Raw genomic sequence first — 17,752 nt, forward strand, 5'->3', positions numbered from 1 at the left:
GCCGCGACCCTGCCGGGCGGCGCTCAGCCGGAGCGGGAGTCCAGGTAGTCGAGCTGCGACTGGACCGACCATTCGGCCGCGGGCCACAGCGACCTGTCGACGTCGGCGTACACGCGCTCCACGACCTCCCGTGCCGTGCGGGCGCCCGCCGCGACGGCCGCCTCGACCTGCGCGAGGCGCTCGCGGCGATGATCGATGTAGTGGTCCAGGACGGCGATCGGGTCGTCCAGCTTGGGCCCGTGCCCGGGCAGGATCGTGGCGGCCTCGACGTCGGCGGCGAACCTCCGCAGCCGGTCCAGCGAACCGAGGTAGTCGCCGAGGCTCCCCTCCAGCACGGTCGTCCCGTACCCGAGGACGGTGTCGCCGGTCAGGACGGCCCCGTCCGCCGGCAGCCAGAACGTCAGCGAGTCGTCGCTGTGGCCGGGCGTCTCCATGATCCGCAGCTCCAGGCCGCCCGTGGTGACGACGTCGCCCTCCCCGAGCCCCTCGTCCCCGAGCCGGTGCCGCGGATCGAGCGCCCGCACCTTGACCGACCCGCCGGCCAGCTTCGCGAACTTCCCGGCCCCGGCCGAGTGGTCGGGGTGGCCGTGGGTGAGCAGGACGAGCCCGACGCGCCGCCCCTGCGCCTCGACGACGTCCAGGACGCGCTTGAGGTGCTTGCCGTCCTTGGGCCCGGGATCGACGACGACGGCCTCGTCCGACCCCGGCTCGGCGATGATCCAGGTGTTCGTGCCGTCCAGGGTCATGGCGGACGGGTTCGGAGCGAGCACACAGACCGTCCGTTCGGTACCCATCCCGTCGATCTCCGTCATATCCCCCATCCTGCCCGAGGCGCGATCGGGGTGGCGGACCGGGTTCCAGCCGAGCCGGTCGAGGTGCCGCAGCGCCGACGTCCCGGCCAGCCGCCACATGACGGCCTGGGCGCGGGGGATTCCGCGGCCCACCGTCAGCCCTGCGCGTAGTGCCGCTCGGTACCCTCCGGCAGGACCAGGTACGCCTCACCGTCGATGATCTCCGCGGTGGGCTCGTGGACGACGATCTCGCGGGGCGCCGCCAGCACGTCCGCGACCGTGTCGAACTCGGCGAGCTCCGCCAGCGTCGCGATCGTCGGCGGCAGCATCATCCACTCGCCCTTCACCGCCCGCTCGGCCGCCTCCGCCGGACGCACCCACGCGACCTGGTCGGCCTCGGTGCTGACGTCCCGGGCCCGCTGCCCCTGCGGCATCGCGGCGACGAAGAACCGGGTGTCGTAGCGCTTCGGCTCGATCGCCGGGGTGATCCAGTGCGCCCACGGGCGCAGCAGGTCGGCGCGCAGCACGAGGCCGCGCCGGGCGAGGAAGCCGCCGAACGACTGGGAACGGTCCAGCAGCGACTGCCGGTCGGCCTCCCAGTCGTCGCCGCGGGTGTCGTCCACGACCGTGCCGCCCGTCGGGCCGGCGAGCAGCACGAGCGTCTCCTCGAACGTCTCCCGCACCGCCGCGCACACCAGCTCGCGGGCGAGCGTCTCGTCCGCCTTGAACGCGGCGCCCCACTCGGCGGGGGACGGCCCGGACCACGCCAGGTCGGCCTCGCCGTCGCGCGGGTCGACCGACCCGCCGGGGAAGACGTACGCGCCCGGCGCGAACGCCATGGACCGGACGCGGCGCAGCATGAACGCCTGCAGCCCGTGCTTCTCATGGTCCCGCAGGACGACGACCGTCGCCGCGTCCCGGGCGGGAACGGGCTCGGCCCGGCCCGCCCGGATGTCCTCGATCCGATCCCGGAAACTCGCCGGCAGCTTCAACCCGTTCACAGTGCCCATGGCGAGTCATTCGGACATACCGAATGGCATTCCGTCAAGCCTGGCGCTACTGGACCTCGGCGATGAGCTCGACCTCGACCGGGACGTCGTGCGGCAGGACGGCGACGCCCACCGCGCTGCGCGCGTGCCTGCCCGCGTCCCCGAACACCTCGGCCAGCAGGTCGCTCGCCCCGTTGACCACCTGCGGCTGCCCGGTGAAGTCCGGGGCGCTCGCGACGAACCCGACGACCTTCACGATCCGCACCACCCGCGACAGCTCGCCGACCTCGGCCTTCAGCGCCGCGATCGCGTTCAGCGCGCAGATCCGCGCCTGCCGGGCGGCCTCCTCCGGGTCGACCTCGGCGCCCACCTTCCCGGTGACGCCGAGCTGCCCCTTCACCATCGGCACCTGGCCCGCCGTGTAGACCAGCGACCCCGTCCGCGCCGTCGGCACGTACGACGCCACCGGCGGGACGACCTCCGGCAGCTCGATCCCCAGCTCGCGCATCCGCTCTTCGGGCGTGCTCATCGCCACTCCTCCTCGTTGAGGTCCTGCTCCGCCGACTCGAACCCGGGCGCCTACGACTGCACTTCGCGCTTGAAGTAGGCCACGAGGTTCTCCGGGTTCGGGCCCGGCAGGACGGTGACGAGCTCCCACCCGTCCTGGCCCCAGTTGTCGAGGATCTGCTTGGTCGCGTGGACCAGCAGCGGAACGGTCGCGTACTCCCACTTCTTCATGGCGTTCACCCTAGCGATCGCCCCGCTCGAACCCGGTTCCAGGCCGTGGTTCGAGCCGCGCCCGGGGCGGGCGGATCACCCCGGGCGACGGTCGGTTTCCGCTCAGCGGGGCTCGTCCGGCCGCTCCTCCGCGGCGGGATCACCGCCGGTGATACCGCGGCGCTCCTCAGCGGCGGGCTCGCGCTTCGGCTCGTCCAGCCCGATGACCGGCGGGACGTCCTCGGCCGACTCCAGCGTCGAGGGCTGCTCCGCCGCCCTGGCCAGCTCTTCCTCGGCCTTCGCGAGCCGCTCGCCGAGGTCGGGCTTGGCGCCCTCGCCCTCGTCGCCCGTGCTCCCGGGACCGCCCGCGGCGCGCTCGAAGAACCGCAGGATCTCGACCGGAAGCGGCATGATCAGCGTGCTGTTCTTCTCCGCGGAGACCTCCACGACCGTCTGCAGCAGGCGCAGCTGGAGGGCCGCCGGGTCCTGCGACATGATCTCGGCGGCGGCGGCGAGGCGCTTGGACGCCTGGAACTCGCCGTCCGCGGTGATGATGCGGGCGCGGCGCTCCCGCTCCGCCTCGGCCTGCCGGGCCATCGACCGCTTCATGCCCTCCGGCAGCGAGACGTCCTTGATCTCGACCCGCTCGATCAGGATCCCCCACGGCCCCTCGGTGATCTCGTCGATGATCACCCGCAGCCGCATGTTGATCTTCTCGCGCTCGCCGAGCAGCTCCTGCATGTCGGCCTGGCCGATGACCGACCGCAGCGACGTCTGCGCCACCTGCGAGACCGCGTAGCCGTAGTTGTGGACGTTCACGATCGCCTTCACCGGGTCGATCACCCGGAAGTACACGACCGCGTCGACGCGGACGCTGACGTTGTCCTGCGTGATGCCGTCCTGGCCGGGGACCCCCATCGTGATGGTCTGCCGGCTGACCTTCTGCATGCGCTCGATGACCGGCACGATGGCCGTCAGGCCCGGGGTCCGCACCGCGCCGGGGCGCAGCTGCCCGCCCCGCTGGACCTGGCCGAACCGGAACACGATGCCGTGCTCGTACTGCTGGACGATGCGGACCGACGACGCCAGGACGAGCAGCCCCCCGACGACGACGATGAGCAGGATGATGAGTGCCACCGCTTCCATCACGGGCACCTTTCTCACGTGGCCGGCCGGCGCCTGCACGCCGGCAGATCTCCGGACCCGTGAAGATCCAGGCGGAACCGTCCGGGACGGCTCCACGTTTCCCAGCTAACCGCGCGGGCACGCCCGTTTACAACGCCCGTCCAGATGATCTTCCGGAGAACCGTGTCAGGGATCACTTGCATACGGGAGGGCGGCCTCTGAAGTGTTTGCCGAGTGAACGATATGGTCGATCGGGTGAGCGCGAGAGACACCGACTGGGACGGCGTACGCCTCCATGTGGTCACCGGTAAGGGCGGCACGGGGAAGACGACCGTCGCGGCCGCCCTCGCCCTTGCCCTGGCCGCCGGCGGACGCAAGGTCCTGCTCGTCGAGGTCGAGGGCCGCCAGGGCATCGCCCAGCTGTTCGACTGCCCGCCCCTGCCGTACGAGGAGCGCCGCGTCGCGGTCGCCCCGGACGGCGGCGACGTCTACGCGCTCGCGATCGACACCGAAGAGGCGCTCATCGAGTACCTCGAGATGTTCTACAACCTCAAGCGCGCCGGGAAGGCGATGACCAAGCTCGGCATCGTCGACTTCGTCACCACGATCGCCCCCGGCCTGCGCGACGTCATCCTCACCGGCAAGACCTCCGAGTCGGTGCGCCGCAAGAAGAAGGACGGCTCGTTCATCTACGACGCCGTCGTGATGGACGCCCCGCCCACCGGCCGCATCACGAAGTTCCTGAACGTGAACGAGGAGGTCTCCGGCCTCGCCAAGGTCGGCCCCGTGCGCAACCACGCCGACACCGTGATGAAGGTCGTGCGGAGCCCGGAGACCGCCGTCCACTTCGTCACCCTTCTTGAGGAGATGCCCGTCCAGGAGACGATGGACGGCATCCGCGACCTGACCGAGGTCGGGCTCCCGGTCGGCGGCGTCATCGTCAACATGGAGCACGAGCCCGTCCTCGGCGAGGACGACCTCGCCGCGGCCGCCGCCGGCGGCCTCGACACCGACGAGATCCTGCGCGGCGTCAAGGCCGCCGGCCTGGAGCACGACGCCGAGTCGATCGCCGCCGTCCTCGCCGCCGAGGCCGGTGACCACGCCCGCCGAACCGCCCTCCAGCGCCGCGAGAAGGAACGCCTCGACTCGATCGACCGGCCCCGCTACACCCTCCCGATGCTGTCGGACGGCATGGACCTGGCGGGCCTGTACGACCTGGCCGCTGCGCTGCGCGCGCAGGGCGCGGCATGACGGCAGAGGTGAAGCGATGAGCCCGATCAGCAAGACTCCCCCCGCCCTGGACGTCGACGCGCTGCTCGACGATCCGCGCACGAAGATCATCGTGTGCTGCGGGTCGGGCGGCGTGGGGAAGACGACCACGGCAGCCGCGCTCGGCGTGCGGGCCGCCGAGCGGGGGCGGGACGTCGTCGTCCTCACCGTGGACCCGGCGCGGCGGCTGGCGCAGTCGATGGGGCTGTCGGAGCTCGACAACAACCCGCGCAAGATCGAGATCGACGGCGACGGCGGCGGTGAGCTGCACGCCATGATGCTCGACATGAAGCGCACCTTCGACGAGATCGTCGAGGCGCACGCCGACCCGGACCGGGCGAAGCAGATCCTCGCGAACCCCTTCTACCAGTCGCTGTCGTCCAGCCTGTCGGGCACGCAGGAGTACATGGCGATGGAGAAGCTCGGGCAGCTGCACCGCTCCGGCGCCTGGGACCTCATCATTGTGGACACGCCGCCGTCCCGGAACGCGCTGGACTTCCTGGACGCCCCCGAGCGCATGGGCCGCTTCCTCGACGGCCGCTTCATGAAGATCCTCGCCGCGCCGGCCAAGACCGGCGGCCGGTTCGGCGTCAAGGTGATCAGCGCCGGGTTCGGCATGTTCACCGGGGCGATCAACAAGGTCCTCGGCGTCCAGCTGCTCCGCGACGTGCAGACGTTCGTCGCCGCGTTCGACACGATGTTCGGCGGGTTCCGGGAGCGCGCCGAGAAGACGTTCAAGCTGCTCCAGACCCCCGGGACCGCGTTCCTCGTCGTCGCCGCCCCCGAGCCGGACGCGCTGCGCGAGGCGTCCTACTTCGTGGAGCGGCTCGCCGAGGAGCGGATGCCGCTGGCGGGGCTCGTCGTGAACCGCGTCCACGAGTCCGCGGCGGACGGCCTGTCGGCGGCGCGCAGCCAGGCGGCGGCCGAGACGCTGGAGGAACGCGGGGAGCACACGCTGACCGCGGCGCTGCTGCGCCTCCACACCGACCGCATGCAGCTGGCCGCCCGCGAGGAGCGCCTGCGCGAGCATTTCGCGTCCGCGCATCCGACGGTCCCGGTGACGGCGGTGCCGGCCCAGGCCGAGGACGTCCACGACCTGGAGGGCCTGCGCCAGGTCGGCGAGGACCTCGCCGCACCGACCTCGGCCCCGACCGCCGCCGCCTGATCCGGCCGCGCGCCGCCCATTCCGCCGCCGCCGGGCCTCGGCTTACCCTTCGGACAGGTGAGCCCGGACCGGAAGGCGGCCCCGTGATCGATGTCCTCGAGTTCGTGCTGGCCAGGCTGGACGAAGACCAGGCATGGGCCAAGAAGTGCCTGGCCGAAGACCGGTCACCGCGGGCCTGGGCGGCCCTGAGAAGCATCGTCTGGTCGGGGCTCGGCCACAAGATAGCCCCGACCCGCACGCAGGCTCACGCGCTCCACATGGCGCACCATTCACCCGGCCGGGTACTGCGCGACGTGGCGGCGCGCAGGCGGCTCGTCCAGCGGATCACCGAGGCAAAGAAGGTCGACGTCCGGCCCGCGCTCGGCGAGGAGCGAGAGGTGGTCCTCCGCCTCCTTGCGCTTCCGTACGCCGACCACCCCGACTACAAGAAGGAGTGGCGTATCTGAGCGCCGGGCGGACGCACCCCGGGCCTACTTGGCGTTGCGCGGCACGTACAGGCGGATGTCGTCGACGTACGCCTCGCCCTCGTAGTAGTTCAGGTGCGGGTCGCCGATGATGAACGAGTCGGGATAGGCCGAGCCCTTGGGCCAGCTGTGCTCAGTGGTGTACGTCCCAGCAGGCCCCTTGTGGAGAAGCCTGCGGTCGAAGCGGCCGTCGTACTCGCCGGGCGTCTGGTTGTAGTGCCAGATGGGACGGCCGTCCTCCACGAAATCATGGTGAACGCGCAGCGTCGTCTGCCCTGTGTGCAGGAACGGGCCGCTCATCTCCAGCGTGTAGCCCGTGGCGTCGCGTTCCACGGCGAACCGGTAGGACGCCTTGGGCAGCAGTTGCGGCTGTAGTTCGGCGCTGGTGAGGTGCTGCTTGAACCGTCCACCGGGCCCGTAGGGCTTGTCCATGGACACGTTTCCGCAGGCCGTCTTGATGTAGTACTCGTTGCTGATGTTGTTGTTGGCCGCCTCCCGGAACATGTCGCCGCGCACGAACAGCGCGTTGATCCCGTTGAAGGAGCCGTCGAACGTCCGGTAGATCTGCCCGGTCTTAGGGTTGCAGGTCCCGGCGTCCTTCCAGCGCTCGTCGTCGCTGTAGTAGCCGTCCATGATGACCTTGCGCCGGTAGTGGATGCCCGGGTTGCCGTGCGGCGCGGGGTTCGCGTAGTCGAGGATCGTCAGGTAGTAGAACCCGTTCTCCTTCGTCACGTCCGGGTACTGGCAGCGCGTCCTGCCGGGCAGCGCGCCCTGGAACGTCCACGGGTACCGGGTCTTGCACGGTTCGCGCGTGTAACCGTTGTGCTTGCCGTCGTAGTCCCACGTGCCGTGCCGCTTGCCGCCGAAGTCGATGCCGCGCAGCGTCATCTCCACGCGGTAGCGCGGCGGCAGCGGGCGCGTGGGCCGGATCAGCACGCCCGCGTCCCAGCTCGGCTCGGAGATCCGCGCGGCCTTCTGCCCGCCGGGCAGGGACGCGGTGGACAGGCCGGGGCGCGAGTCCGGGCGGCCGTCGCGGTCCTTGTCGACGGCGGCGACCTCGGCGGTCAGCCACCCGTCCCGGCCGAACGCGACGCGCTTGCGGAACACGTTGAGGGTCGCGAGCTGCTTCCTGAACAGCGGCCCGCTGATCTTCGTCCAGGCTTCGCCGTCGTCGTCGAACGCGTCGACGTGCCAAGGGCTGCGCGGCCCCTGCGGGTCGAGGCGCCACGGTTCACCGTCGACGCGCAGCGGCCGGTCGAAGGTCTCCTGCGCCATCAGGACCCACGGCCCCGTGCGCTCGGACGCGCCTCCGGCGGCGGCCGGCAGCCCGGCGGACAGGGCCGCCAGCGCGGTCGCTCCGGTGACCGCCGCGGTGATCCTCCAACGTCGTCCCGTCACAACGTGCCCCCTCGCTCCGGTGAACGGCGGCGCGCCCGCGTCCGTCCGCGCGGCGCATCCGCACGGACCCTACGGTGATCAACGCTGCGAGCTGGGACGATGCGGCCGCAGGCGACCGTTTCCCGACCGTCCCTTGGCGAACTCCGGGCAGTCCGGGGGTCGGGATGCGGGACGCTTCCGCAGCCCTGGGAACAGTGAGCCCGGCCACCCTCGTCCTGCAATGTCGGCGATCAGTACCGGCCCGCACAAAATAACCGCACTGCCGGTCCTAAATGGCGAAATCGCCGCGTGATGTGGTGTTCATGCTCCACTTCGCTTCCCAGAAGAGGGGACTCCGTTGCGAAGCGGCGGTCCCGGCAAAGCCTCGCCGGGTAAGCGGCGGACAGGGTCGGAGGCGCAGGCGAGTCGCGCATTCGGCGCAGATGACCAGCGACCGACGAACAGCGCGCACGCCGAGATGGACACGACGCGTGGAAAGGCGTCCCCGCAAGCTGATCGCCGCAATGCCACCGTCAGGCGACCTCCGCGGCCGGCGGCGGACGGGTGACCGACGGGCGGGTGACCGACGAGCGGGCGACCGACGGGAGGGCAGAGCACGTGGCCGCGGCCCGCACCGCGAGAACGGTGCGGGCTCGCGGCCACGCTCTCATTGGACCGTGCCGGTCCTTGGAACCAACCCTGCCGGACGCCTGGACGGGCCGTTCGCGGCCCGCCGCGGTCAGCTGGCGACGAGCTCCTGCTCGTCCGCCTCGACCGACCGCTCGTACTCTTCCTTCGCGGTCTCCAGCAGATCGCGCCACGACCGCACATCCGGTCGCCGCCGCAGCAGTGCCCTGCGCTCCCGCTCGGTCATCCCGCCCCAGACACCGAACTCGATCCGGTTGTCGAGGGCGTCAGCGAGACACTCCGTGCGCACTGGGCAGCCGCGGCAGATGAGCTTGGCCCGGTTCTGCGCCGCTCCCTGCACGAACAGGGCGTCCGGATCCGCGTTACGGCAGGCGGCGCGGGCGGTCCAATCCGTGATCCACATCTTGGCCCCACTCCCCTAGGGTCTGTGTCGATTTGCGCTCCTTGGCCGGACGGGCGCGGACGTCAGGCCGCCAAACGAAAGCCGTGGGGAAGAACTTACGGAAGCGAGGGACGTTTCAACAGCCCCCGATGGGCCCATTCTCGATATAGCCCACCGGGGCCATACCGCCGGAACGGACTAGTTACCTGTAGTTGACGCGCCAGACACGGCGCAGGTTGTCATCATGAGGGCATAACGGACGAACGTCCGGCCCGGCCGAGACCGGAACGCCGGCGACGGGGGAGACCTGTCCCTAATGCACTGCTCGTCCCGCGTACCCTAGACCACGTGCGCGTTGCGAAAACCGATCGGGTCAAGGCCGCTTCCACCCTGTTCAGACTGCTCGGAGCCGGAGTGGTGGCGGGTCTCATCGTCGCCCTCATCGCGCTGCCTGCCGTCGGCAGCGCCGGGCTGACCGCGCGCGACGCCGCGAACAACTTCGACGACATGGACAGCCAGCTCAAGACGTCCCCGCCGTCCGAGAAGACGGTGATGTACGACGCGAACGGCAAGCCGGTCGCCACCTTCTTCGACAAGTACCGCGAGTCCGTCCGCCTCGACCAGGTCGCGCCGATCATGCGCAAGGCCATGATCGACATCGAGGACTCGCGCTTCTACGAGCACGGCGCGCTCGACCTGAAGGGCACCATCCGCGCACTGGCGTCCAACGTCGAGTCCGAGCAGACCCAGGGCGGGTCCACCCTCACCCAGCAGTACGTGAAGAACCTCCTGGTCGACAGTGCCCGCACGCAGGAGGAGTACCAGGAGGCCACCGCCCCCACGGTCGGACGCAAGCTGCGCGAGCTCCGCTACGCCCTCGACATCGAGCAGCGCCTCACCAAGGACCAGATCCTCGAGGGCTACCTGAACATCGCCTACTTCGGTGCGGGCGCGTACGGGGTCCAGGCCGCCGCGAAGCGCTACTTCAGCGTCCCCGCGTCCGACCTGACCCTCGGCCAGGCCGCCCTCCTGGCCGGCATCACGCAGAACCCGACCGCGTACGACCCCATCCGCAACCCGAAGGACGCGCGGCACCGCCGCGACATCGTCCTCTACCGGATGGCGCAGCTCCAGCACATCACCAAGGCCCAGGCCGACCAGGAAGCCGCCAAGCCCATCCAGCTGAACCGCACCGACCCGGTCGGCGGCTGCCAGTCCAGCAAGGCGCCGTACTTCTGCGAGTACGTGAAGTACGACATGCTCAACATCCTGTCGGACGGCAAGTACTGGTCGATGAAGCCCAAGGAGCAGCAGAACGTCGTCAACGAGCTGAACCGGGGCGGCTACACGATCCGCACCACGCTCGACATGAAGGACCAGAACGCCATCGACAAGACGCTGCGCGGCACCGTCCCGCCCAGCGGCAACCGCGTCGCCGCCCAGGCGATGGTCGAGCCCGGCACCGGCAAGATCAAGGCGATGGGCGTCAGCAAGCGGTTCGGCCCCGGCAAGGGCCGCACCACCATCAACCTCCCCGCCGACTCCCACCACGGCGGCGGCAACGGCGTCTCGGCGGGCTCGACCTTCAAGACCTTCACCCTCGCCGCCGCCCTCGAACAGGGCATCCCGGTCAGCACGACCATCCACTCGCCGCAGACCGCGACGGTCGGCGGCTTCCAGCCGTGCCGCTACACCGGCACCTGGCAGGGCAAGAAGTACGAGAACGACCTCGTCGGCGGCGGCGCGCCCTGGACGGTGTCCAACGCGGGCGACAGCGAGCAGGGCAACTTCAACCTCAAGACCGGCACCTGGCACTCGGTCAACACCTTCTACGCCTACCTGGAGAAGCGCGTCGGCGTCTGCAACGCCGTGAAGATGGCCGAGAAGTTCGGCATGAAGATGGGCAACGGCAACGCCCTGCTGCCGACCCCGTCCCAGGTCCTCGGCGTCAACGACGTCGACATGGTGCACCTCGCCGCCGCCTACGCCGGGTTCGCCGCCCGCGGCAAGTACTGCTCGCCCGTCTCCGTCACCGAGGTCGTCGACCCGCAGGGCAAGAAGCTGAAGCTGCCCAAGCAGGACTGCCACCAGGCCGTCGACCCCGACGTCGCCGACAAGGTGAACTCGATCCTCCAGGGCGTCCTCACCAAGGGCACCGCGGCGGGCCTCGGCCTCGGCCGCCCCGCCGCCGGCAAGACCGGCACCTGTGAGGAGTTCACCTGCGCGGTGTTCGCGGGCTTCACCCCGAACCTCGCGTCCGCCGTCGCCTACTGGGACTTCCGCGGTCCCTGGCAGTACAAGGTCCACGGCATCTACGGCGCGACCATCCCCGGCCCGCTCTGGCGCACCTCCATGCAGCGCGCGCTGGCCGGCGAGCCCGCCCCCGGCTTCCAGACCCCGTCCCGCGACTTCGGCGACACCACCAGCGTCCCGGACGTCCGGAACATGACGGTCGACGCCGCCCGGGCCAAGCTCACCGCGGCCGACCTGAAGGTCCAGGTCGCCTCCGGCTCCGTCGACTCCGACAAGCCGCGCGGCACCGTCGTCTCGACCTCACCGGACGCGGGCAGCGAGGTCCCGCCCGGCACGACCGTCATCCTGTACGTGAGCAGCGGCAAGGAAGCCGACGACTGACAGGCCGAGGGCCCGGCGCGACGCCGGGCCCTCCGTCACTGCGCGAGCTGCCGCTTGACCTCCGCCGCGACCCGGCCGCCCTCGGCCCGCCCGGCGACCTTCGGGTTCACGACCTTCATGACCTGCCCCATCGCCCGCGGCCCCGCCGCGCCCGTCTCGGCGATGGCGTCCGCGACCAGCGCGGCCAGCTCCGCGTCGCCCAGCTGCGCGGGCAGGTACTCCTCCAGCACCGCGCCCTCGTCCCGCTCCGCCTGCGCCTGCTCGGCCCGCCCCGCGTCGGCGAACGCCGTCGCCGCCTCGCGCCGCTTCTTCGCCTCCCGCCCGAGCACCTTCACGACGTCGTCGTCCGACAGCTCGCGCGACTGCTTGCCGGCGACCTCCTCGTTCTTCACCGCCGTCAGCGCCATGCGCAGCGTGCGCGTACGAACCTCGTCGCGCGCCTTCATCGCGGACGAGAGATCGGTCTCCAGCTTCTCCTTCAGGGTCATGCCAACATCATGCCCGTCCCGTACCTTGTGCCTCATCAGGATTACCGCGCGGTGCCCATGTCTGAAAGCATGGGACCCTGAGAAGGGAGAGTCGTGCGAAAGATCTACGCCGTGCCCCTGGGCCTCCTGGGCGCGGGGGCCGCGACCTTCGGGTACGCATCGGTGATCGAGCGGAACTGGTTCCGGCTGCGCCGCGTCGACGTCCCCGTGCTGCCGCCGGGGCGTCCGTCCGTGAAGATCCTGCACATCTCCGACGCGCACCTCACCCCCGGCAGGACGCGCCTCATCCACTGGGTGCGCTCGCTGGACGCCCTGGAGCCCGACCTCGTCGTCAACACCGGCGACTCCCTCTCCCACCGCGACGCGATCGGCCCCTTCCTGGACGCCCTCGGCCCCCTCCTGGACCGCCCCGGCGTCTTCGTCTACGGCTCCAACGACCTGTACTCCCCGGTCCTGAAGAACCCCCTGCGCTACATCTGGCGGACGAGCAAGGCCGACTACGAGGGCCGCCGCCGCGAACCCGACCTCCCGTACCGCGAGCTCGGCTCGTCCCTCCAGGCCGCCGGCTGGCTCGACCTGAACAACCGCATCGGCCGTCTCAAGGTCGGCGAGCTCGACGTCGAGTTCGGCGGCATCGACGACTCCCACATCGACCGCGCCCGCTACGACAAGATCGCCGGCCCGGTCGACCCGCAGGCCGACGTCCACCTCGGCGTCATGCACAGCCCCGAGCCCCGCAACCTCGACCGCTTCGCCGCCGACGGCTACGACCTCCTCCTCGCCGGCCACACCCACGGCGGCCAGGTCTGCGTCCCCTTCTACGGCGCCCTGGCCACCAACTGCGGCATCGACCGCCCCCGCGTGAAGGGCCTGCACCGGCACCAGGACGCCTGGCTCCACGTCTCCGCGGGCCTGGGCACCTCCCCGAAGGCCCCCATGCGCTTCTGCTGCCCGCCCGAGGCGTCCTTGCTGACCCTCGTCCCCCGCGCGTGAACTGGAAGACCGCAGCCACCCTCTCGACCCTCTACGACTACGCCGTCCAGAACCGCGCGCTCTCCTCCCTGGGCGCGCGCGTCCTCTGGAACTACGACATAGCCAACCTCCACAAGGCCATCGCCACCCAAGACCCGGCGGCCCTGACCCTGGACATCCCCTGCGGCGGCGGCATGGCCGCCCGCGGCCCCCACCACGTGGCCGCCGACCTCTCCACCACCATGCTCCACCGAGCCCGCCGCAGGACGAACACGCTCGTCCAGGCCGATATCTACGCCCTCCCCTTCCGCCCGGAGACCTTCGACGCCTGCGTCACCTACAACGGCCTCCACTGCCTGGACGACCCACGCGCAGCGATCGCCGAACTGACCCGCGTCCTACGCCCGGGTGGCACGCTGAGCGGCACGACCCTCGTCCGAGGCACTAACCGCGACCCTTTGATCAACGCGTTCCAACGCCTGGGCGTCTTCGGCAACCCGGGCACCACCCAAGACCTCCACACCTGGCTGGCCACCGCGGGCCTGACCGACATCACCGTCACCCCCCAAGGCGCAGTGACCGCCTTCACAGCCCGTAAATAGGGACGCAGCACCCTCCGACATCCGCTAAGGTGGACTAGGCGCCGGGAGAACGTACGACTCCCGGGCAGCCACCAACCGGGGTGTAGCGCAGCTTGGCAGCGCGCTTCGTTCGGGACGAAGAGGTCGTGGGTTCAAATCCCGCCACCCCGACAGAAAAGTCCCAGCTCAGAGGCTGGTTCCCAAGATCAGGGAACCAGCCTCTTGATCGTTTGACCCTCACCTGACCCTGAGACTGAACGTGATCAAGCACCCCCTAGGGTCAGCGCCCACCACCCCAGAGGTCGCGTGCTCCTCCCACTGCACCCGCTTCTGAACCAAGATCACGTCGATGTCATCAGCGATCACCTGGCCACCAAGGGGTCTCAGCATCCCGCACCCGCCACTCCAGCCACCTCAGTCCAGGCGAAGAGCAGGACCACATCAGGGGGCGCCCTCGCCGTCCCGAGAGTGAAGGGCCTCGGGTGCGGTGAAGTCCTTCAAGCCAGTCATGATCTTGGCTGGCGGGGGAGGAAAATGACCGTCGAGGCCAGCACCGCGCAAGTACCTTCGGGACATCCGGGACCGGCCGTCCGGCTGGCGTTGGAGTAGACCACCCGATCGCCCAGATCGCAGGCGATCTGGGCATCCACCGCGAAGCCCGGCGCACCTGGGACCGGCAGGCCCAGCCGACGCCGACCGGCGCCCTGAGCCTGGGTCATGCAGTGGGCTGACCGTCCGCTTCTTCAGGACGTACGTTGCCGTCAACAACAACGCCCCGAGCCAAGTGGATGCGGGGTGTTTCTGCTGGTCAACGAGGTAGGCAGAGGTGAGGTCGCGTTGGCGGAACACAACGGCCAGGAGCGGCCGAGATCCCCCGGGGCGCTCCACTGGTCCTCGCACCTCGCCGCCACCCGTCCAGCTACACCATGCGCTGGCGTGTGCCCGCGTAAGCCTCCCGGACGGTCTCGGCTTGCGCCTTGCCGATGGCCTTGCGAAGTTCCTTGAGGTGGTGGCCGGCGGCGGCATAGGCGTCGAACTCGATGCCACGGGGCGGATCGAGGTGCACCCTCGAGGATGGTCGAGCCCGCAACAGCGCGACACGTAAATAGAGTAAAAAATCAGTAGCGCCGGGCGGCGTCTGCCGAGATAGTAGAAGATGTGGACCATCATGAGAATGACCCATCCTCTGTCGACGCCATCGAAGCGGCGGAGGAGTTTGCACAGGTAGTAGAAGTACTAACAACTCCTTACCTTGGCGCGGTATGGGAAAGGGATCTTCCCAATCGCCGCAAACTTGCCTCCATCGTCTGCATCAAGCGTCAATTGGAAGCAATCCGTTCAGGTATGCTTTTGGCTAAAAATAACCTCGGTCACATGGGAGCCGTCTTCCTTCGCCCAGCCTGCGAAGAGGCAATGTGGCTATCTTATCTTCATAAAATCGACGAAGAGGACGCTAATCGCCTTCTTTCCTCGATGACTGCTCTTGATGTTACGCGCAGCATCATTGCTCAGCAGCAGTACGCTGGCAAACGCGGCATGAGGTCGCTTGGGTTCCCCGCTAACATCGCAAAGCATGCAGGGGAGGGGAAGCGGTTTGCCGAAGAGGAACTCCAAGAGTTCGGGCGCCATCTAGGCTGGCCTAAAGACGACTCGGATAGCTACATTGCGCCACCTCCAGTCGCATGGATTGCACAGCAGTGCAATATGGCCAAGTTGTACGACTTTCTGTATTCGGCCACGTCACGCTCGGTACATTTCTCGGCGGGTGAGGTATCTCGAAGAGGGTGGGCTTATCTTGATGAGGAGGGTGAAGAGCATGAGATGGACTTCCTTCCTGATGTCTATCACACGTACCGGACGGACTTTAGTCTGTACTGGTGCTGCAGTCTGCTTGTCGAGACGCTCGCCGCCGCACTTCCTACCCTGATGCCTGAGGAGATCGGTGACGATGTCGAGCAACGCATGTTGCAGGCAGTGAAGAAGGTTGGTGCTATCGGGGTGGTTCCGATCATTGTTCCATCGGAGTTTAACATTCCTCAAATGCGGCGACGGATCGAGGAAACGATCACTCGTGCTCGGGAGATACAGCGGCGAGCTCGCGAGAGAGGTGACCTCTAGAAATCCGCACGGCGCCCCGGCAGTGATGCCCAGTACAAAGAAAGCATGCTCATCGTACGTACCTTACGGCATTCGGGCCGTACGGTTACGGCGGTCGGGGCCGACGGGCTTACCCGCTCATGACTTCGCACCCTAGGCACCGATTCGAGGGGCTCGTTCGCGCGAACGGTACGCAAGGTGTTAGAGACCGTTTCGCACGAACGAGTATCCAGGCTCGTGGAGGCTGGAAAGTACCCGCTTCACCCACCGCTCAATCGGCCTGTGTACCTACCCTCGATCCTCCCGGAACGGACTCACCCAGTTCGTGGCGTTCATACTTACGGGCCCCTGCGATGCTACTCATCCTCCGCGTCTTGCAGAGATGATGCTGCGGCGGTTCCCTGACTCCGGAACTCTGCTCTGATCTTGCGAATTGCAGGTGTCGGCACTATCGAGGATGCAGAGCGGGCGAACTCATTCATCTCAATGAGCTTGCTCATCACTACCTTGCTCTCGATATCGAGCTCTTGTGCCAACTCGTATACGCGGATTCGCCTCTCCGTGCCACGTCGCCGCGACCCGGTCGGGGTAGGGTCGTAGTGACTGAGCTATTGATAGGGAAGCCTCTGGCTCAGCATGTCCGGGCTCCCAGCTACTCTCTCGCCGCTGGGAGCGTCGTAGCCACCGCTGGCGAGCTGCCTGCCTGGACACGCCGCATGCAGCAGCGACCTGGCCATGGGTTGCGCCATAGGTCATTGCTGCATCAACCGTCACATCGATCCGCCGTTGCAGGCTCTTGGCCATCCGCGTGTAGAGCGCAGCATCCCTAGGCAGCCCGCAAGTCGCTCCTCTGCACTCGCGTCGTAGTCCTGAGGGTCAGCCGGAACGATTCCGCCAGGCGGCTCTCGATGACGGCTTGTCCTCGACCAAGCAATCTCACGTAGCTGGACTTCGAGGGAGTCAAGGGATCTCATTCGACAATGAAAGTTGTCGCCGACTGACAACGTTCGTTGTCGTGCGCTAGAAGGAGTTGGCGGTTCCCAGTCACTTGACCTCGGGTTACACCTGACGGTTGCGGTCGCCCTGTGGATATGTCACACTCAACGGCAGGCGCAGCGCGCCCTTCTGCAGGCCCAACCCTCCCGGTTGGGCCTTTTTTCATGCCCCGATGCGTACTGACATCGGCTTGGCATCCCATGCCCCGGCCCTCTAAGCCTCGATCCACCGGGTGATTGCTGTTCAGGTTGCGGAAACGACAAAAGGGATGCCCCGTGGCCTGCGATGATGGGCTTGTCTAAGGTCCAGCAGCGCAGAAGCAACGAGGCATCCCGTAAGTGCAATCCTCTCATGTCTCATCGGCGGTGGCTGCCGCGTTCGACGAGCCGAACTTGATCGCCGATGCCGGGCTGGTGCCGGTGGTGCGGCTGGCCGAGCGGGCGGGGCTGCCCGAGCTGGCGGCCGAGGTGCTGCGCATCGGCGGTGCGCGCAACAGCGCCGGCGCCGCCCCGGCCGCGAAGGTGATGTCGCTGGTGGCGGCGATGTGCGCCGGAGCCGACAGCATCGATGACACCGACCGGTTGCGGCACGGGGCGATGCCGACCGCGTTCGACGGGGTCCGGGCACCTTCCACGCTGGGCACGTTCCTGCGGTCGTTCACCCACGGCCACGCCCTGCAACTGCACGCGGTGCACCGCCGGCTGCTGGGCGAACTGACCCGGCGGGCGCCGCTGCTGCCCGGCGCCGACCAGGTCGCCTTCATCGACATCGACTCCACCCACAAGCGGGTGTTCGGCCGCGCCAAGCAGGGCGCGCAGATCGGGCGGTTCAAAGGGGTCCGGACCCTGCATCCGCTGCTGGCCACGATCTGCACCCCGATCGCCCGCCCGGTCATCGCCGGGGTGCGGCTGCGGCGGGGCAAGGCCGCCGACGCCCGCGGCGCGCAGCGGTTCGTCGCCGAAGCCTTGGCCACCGCACCGCAGGCAGGCGCCACCGGCCTGCGCGTGCTGCGCGCCGATTCGCAGTTCTACAACGCCGATGTGGTGGCCGCCTGCCG

The 17,752-nt window shown here is 68.9% G+C and carries 18 protein-coding genes and 1 tRNA gene; 9 read left to right on the plus strand and 10 right to left on the minus strand.

The genetic code is table 11. The features are described from left to right. Window positions 1-23 precede the first annotated feature (23 nt). The 5 genes from CHF16_RS31910 to CHF16_RS31930 all read right to left on the minus strand — a co-directional run bounded on the left by CHF16_RS31910 (window position 24) and on the right by CHF16_RS31930 (window position 3,643). The gene (locus CHF16_RS31910) at window positions 24-944 is read right to left on the minus strand and encodes an MBL fold metallo-hydrolase (RefSeq protein ID WP_245869610.1); all 921 of its coding nucleotides are present in this window, start codon (window positions 942-944) and stop codon (window positions 24-26) included. 2 nt (window positions 945-946) lie between these two features. Further along, complete coding sequence (locus tag CHF16_RS31915) at window positions 947-1,801, minus strand: NUDIX hydrolase (protein ID WP_089329876.1); 855 nt, start codon at window positions 1,799-1,801, stop codon at window positions 947-949. A 46-nt stretch (window positions 1,802-1,847) separates the two neighbouring features. Beyond that, the gene (locus CHF16_RS31920; protein WP_089329877.1) at window positions 1,848-2,309 is read right to left on the minus strand and encodes a RidA family protein; all 462 of its coding nucleotides are present in this window, start codon (window positions 2,307-2,309) and stop codon (window positions 1,848-1,850) included. A gap of 50 nt (window positions 2,310-2,359) precedes the next feature. Continuing rightward, the gene (gene sp36, locus CHF16_RS31925; protein WP_021591512.1) at window positions 2,360-2,518 is read right to left on the minus strand and encodes a Sp36 family protein; all 159 of its coding nucleotides are present in this window, start codon (window positions 2,516-2,518) and stop codon (window positions 2,360-2,362) included. Between the two features lie 102 nt (window positions 2,519-2,620). Next, window positions 2,621-3,643, minus strand: coding sequence for a slipin family protein (locus CHF16_RS31930; protein WP_089329899.1), 1,023 nt, complete (start codon window positions 3,641-3,643; stop codon window positions 2,621-2,623). 234 nt (window positions 3,644-3,877) lie between these two features. Between CHF16_RS31930 and bagA the strand changes: the two genes are divergently transcribed. From bagA to CHF16_RS31945, 3 genes are all read left to right on the plus strand, one after another. Further along, window positions 3,878-4,873 (plus strand): ATPase BagA, encoded by a 996-nt coding sequence (gene bagA, locus CHF16_RS31935; RefSeq protein WP_089329900.1) that lies wholly within the window; start codon window positions 3,878-3,880, stop codon window positions 4,871-4,873. A gap of 16 nt (window positions 4,874-4,889) precedes the next feature. Beyond that, entirely contained in the window at window positions 4,890-6,056 is a 1,167-nt protein-coding gene (gene bagB / locus CHF16_RS31940) for an ATPase BagB (protein WP_089329878.1), read from the plus strand. An 83-nt stretch (window positions 6,057-6,139) separates the two neighbouring features. Further along, window positions 6,140-6,502, plus strand: coding sequence for a DUF6221 family protein (locus tag CHF16_RS31945; protein ID WP_089329879.1), 363 nt, complete (start codon window positions 6,140-6,142; stop codon window positions 6,500-6,502). A gap of 24 nt (window positions 6,503-6,526) precedes the next feature. Here the strand turns inward: CHF16_RS31945 and CHF16_RS31950 are convergent, their stop codons facing one another. Beyond that, on the minus strand, window positions 6,527-7,918 hold the full coding sequence (locus CHF16_RS31950; protein ID WP_089329880.1) for a hypothetical protein: 1,392 nt from the start codon (window positions 7,916-7,918) through the stop codon (window positions 6,527-6,529). 718 nt (window positions 7,919-8,636) lie between these two features. After that, window positions 8,637-8,948, minus strand: coding sequence for a WhiB family transcriptional regulator (locus CHF16_RS31955; protein WP_089329881.1), 312 nt, complete (start codon window positions 8,946-8,948; stop codon window positions 8,637-8,639). A 327-nt stretch (window positions 8,949-9,275) separates the two neighbouring features. On the opposite strand from CHF16_RS31955, the gene CHF16_RS31960 reads away from it, so the two are divergent. Then, entirely contained in the window at window positions 9,276-11,561 is a 2,286-nt protein-coding gene (locus CHF16_RS31960; RefSeq protein WP_143228193.1) for a penicillin-binding protein, read from the plus strand. A 35-nt stretch (window positions 11,562-11,596) separates the two neighbouring features. Here the strand turns inward: CHF16_RS31960 and CHF16_RS31965 are convergent, their stop codons facing one another. Beyond that, window positions 11,597-12,049, minus strand: a complete 453-nt coding sequence (locus CHF16_RS31965) for a GatB/YqeY domain-containing protein (protein ID WP_089329883.1) — start codon at window positions 12,047-12,049, stop codon at window positions 11,597-11,599. A 93-nt stretch (window positions 12,050-12,142) separates the two neighbouring features. Here CHF16_RS31965 and CHF16_RS31970 point away from each other — a divergent pair, with 93 nt between their 5' ends. From CHF16_RS31970 to CHF16_RS31980, 3 genes are all read left to right on the plus strand, one after another. Next, window positions 12,143-13,042 (plus strand): metallophosphoesterase, encoded by a 900-nt coding sequence (locus tag CHF16_RS31970; protein ID WP_089329884.1) that lies wholly within the window; start codon window positions 12,143-12,145, stop codon window positions 13,040-13,042. Further along, complete coding sequence (locus CHF16_RS31975; protein WP_089329885.1) at window positions 13,039-13,623, plus strand: class I SAM-dependent methyltransferase; 585 nt, start codon at window positions 13,039-13,041, stop codon at window positions 13,621-13,623. The genes CHF16_RS31970 and CHF16_RS31975 overlap by 4 nt, the downstream gene beginning before the upstream one ends. 76 nt (window positions 13,624-13,699) lie before the next feature. Then, a tRNA-Pro gene (locus CHF16_RS31980) sits at window positions 13,700-13,773 on the plus strand. 748 nt (window positions 13,774-14,521) lie between these two features. On the opposite strand, the gene CHF16_RS40565 is transcribed toward CHF16_RS31980, so the two are convergent. Next, a complete protein-coding gene (locus CHF16_RS40565; RefSeq protein WP_179271802.1) occupies window positions 14,522-14,668 on the minus strand; it encodes a hypothetical protein in 147 nt (48 codons plus the stop codon). A gap of 92 nt (window positions 14,669-14,760) precedes the next feature. On the opposite strand from CHF16_RS40565, the gene CHF16_RS39780 reads away from it, so the two are divergent. After that, complete coding sequence (locus CHF16_RS39780; RefSeq protein ID WP_143228195.1) at window positions 14,761-15,720, plus strand: DUF5677 domain-containing protein; 960 nt, start codon at window positions 14,761-14,763, stop codon at window positions 15,718-15,720. 335 nt (window positions 15,721-16,055) lie between these two features. On the opposite strand, the gene CHF16_RS31990 is transcribed toward CHF16_RS39780, so the two are convergent. Beyond that, complete coding sequence (locus tag CHF16_RS31990) at window positions 16,056-16,250, minus strand: translation initiation factor IF-2 N-terminal domain-containing protein (RefSeq protein WP_089329887.1); 195 nt, start codon at window positions 16,248-16,250, stop codon at window positions 16,056-16,058. An 810-nt stretch (window positions 16,251-17,060) separates the two neighbouring features. Here CHF16_RS31990 and CHF16_RS31995 point away from each other — a divergent pair. Next, window positions 17,061-17,752: transposase (locus CHF16_RS31995; RefSeq protein ID WP_179271803.1), on the plus strand; the 692-nt coding region annotated here is incomplete at its 3' end.

This window comes from Actinomadura meyerae, from assembly GCF_900188445.1.
GTDB classification, from domain to species: Bacteria; Actinomycetota; Actinomycetes; order Streptosporangiales; family Streptosporangiaceae; genus Spirillospora; species Spirillospora meyerae.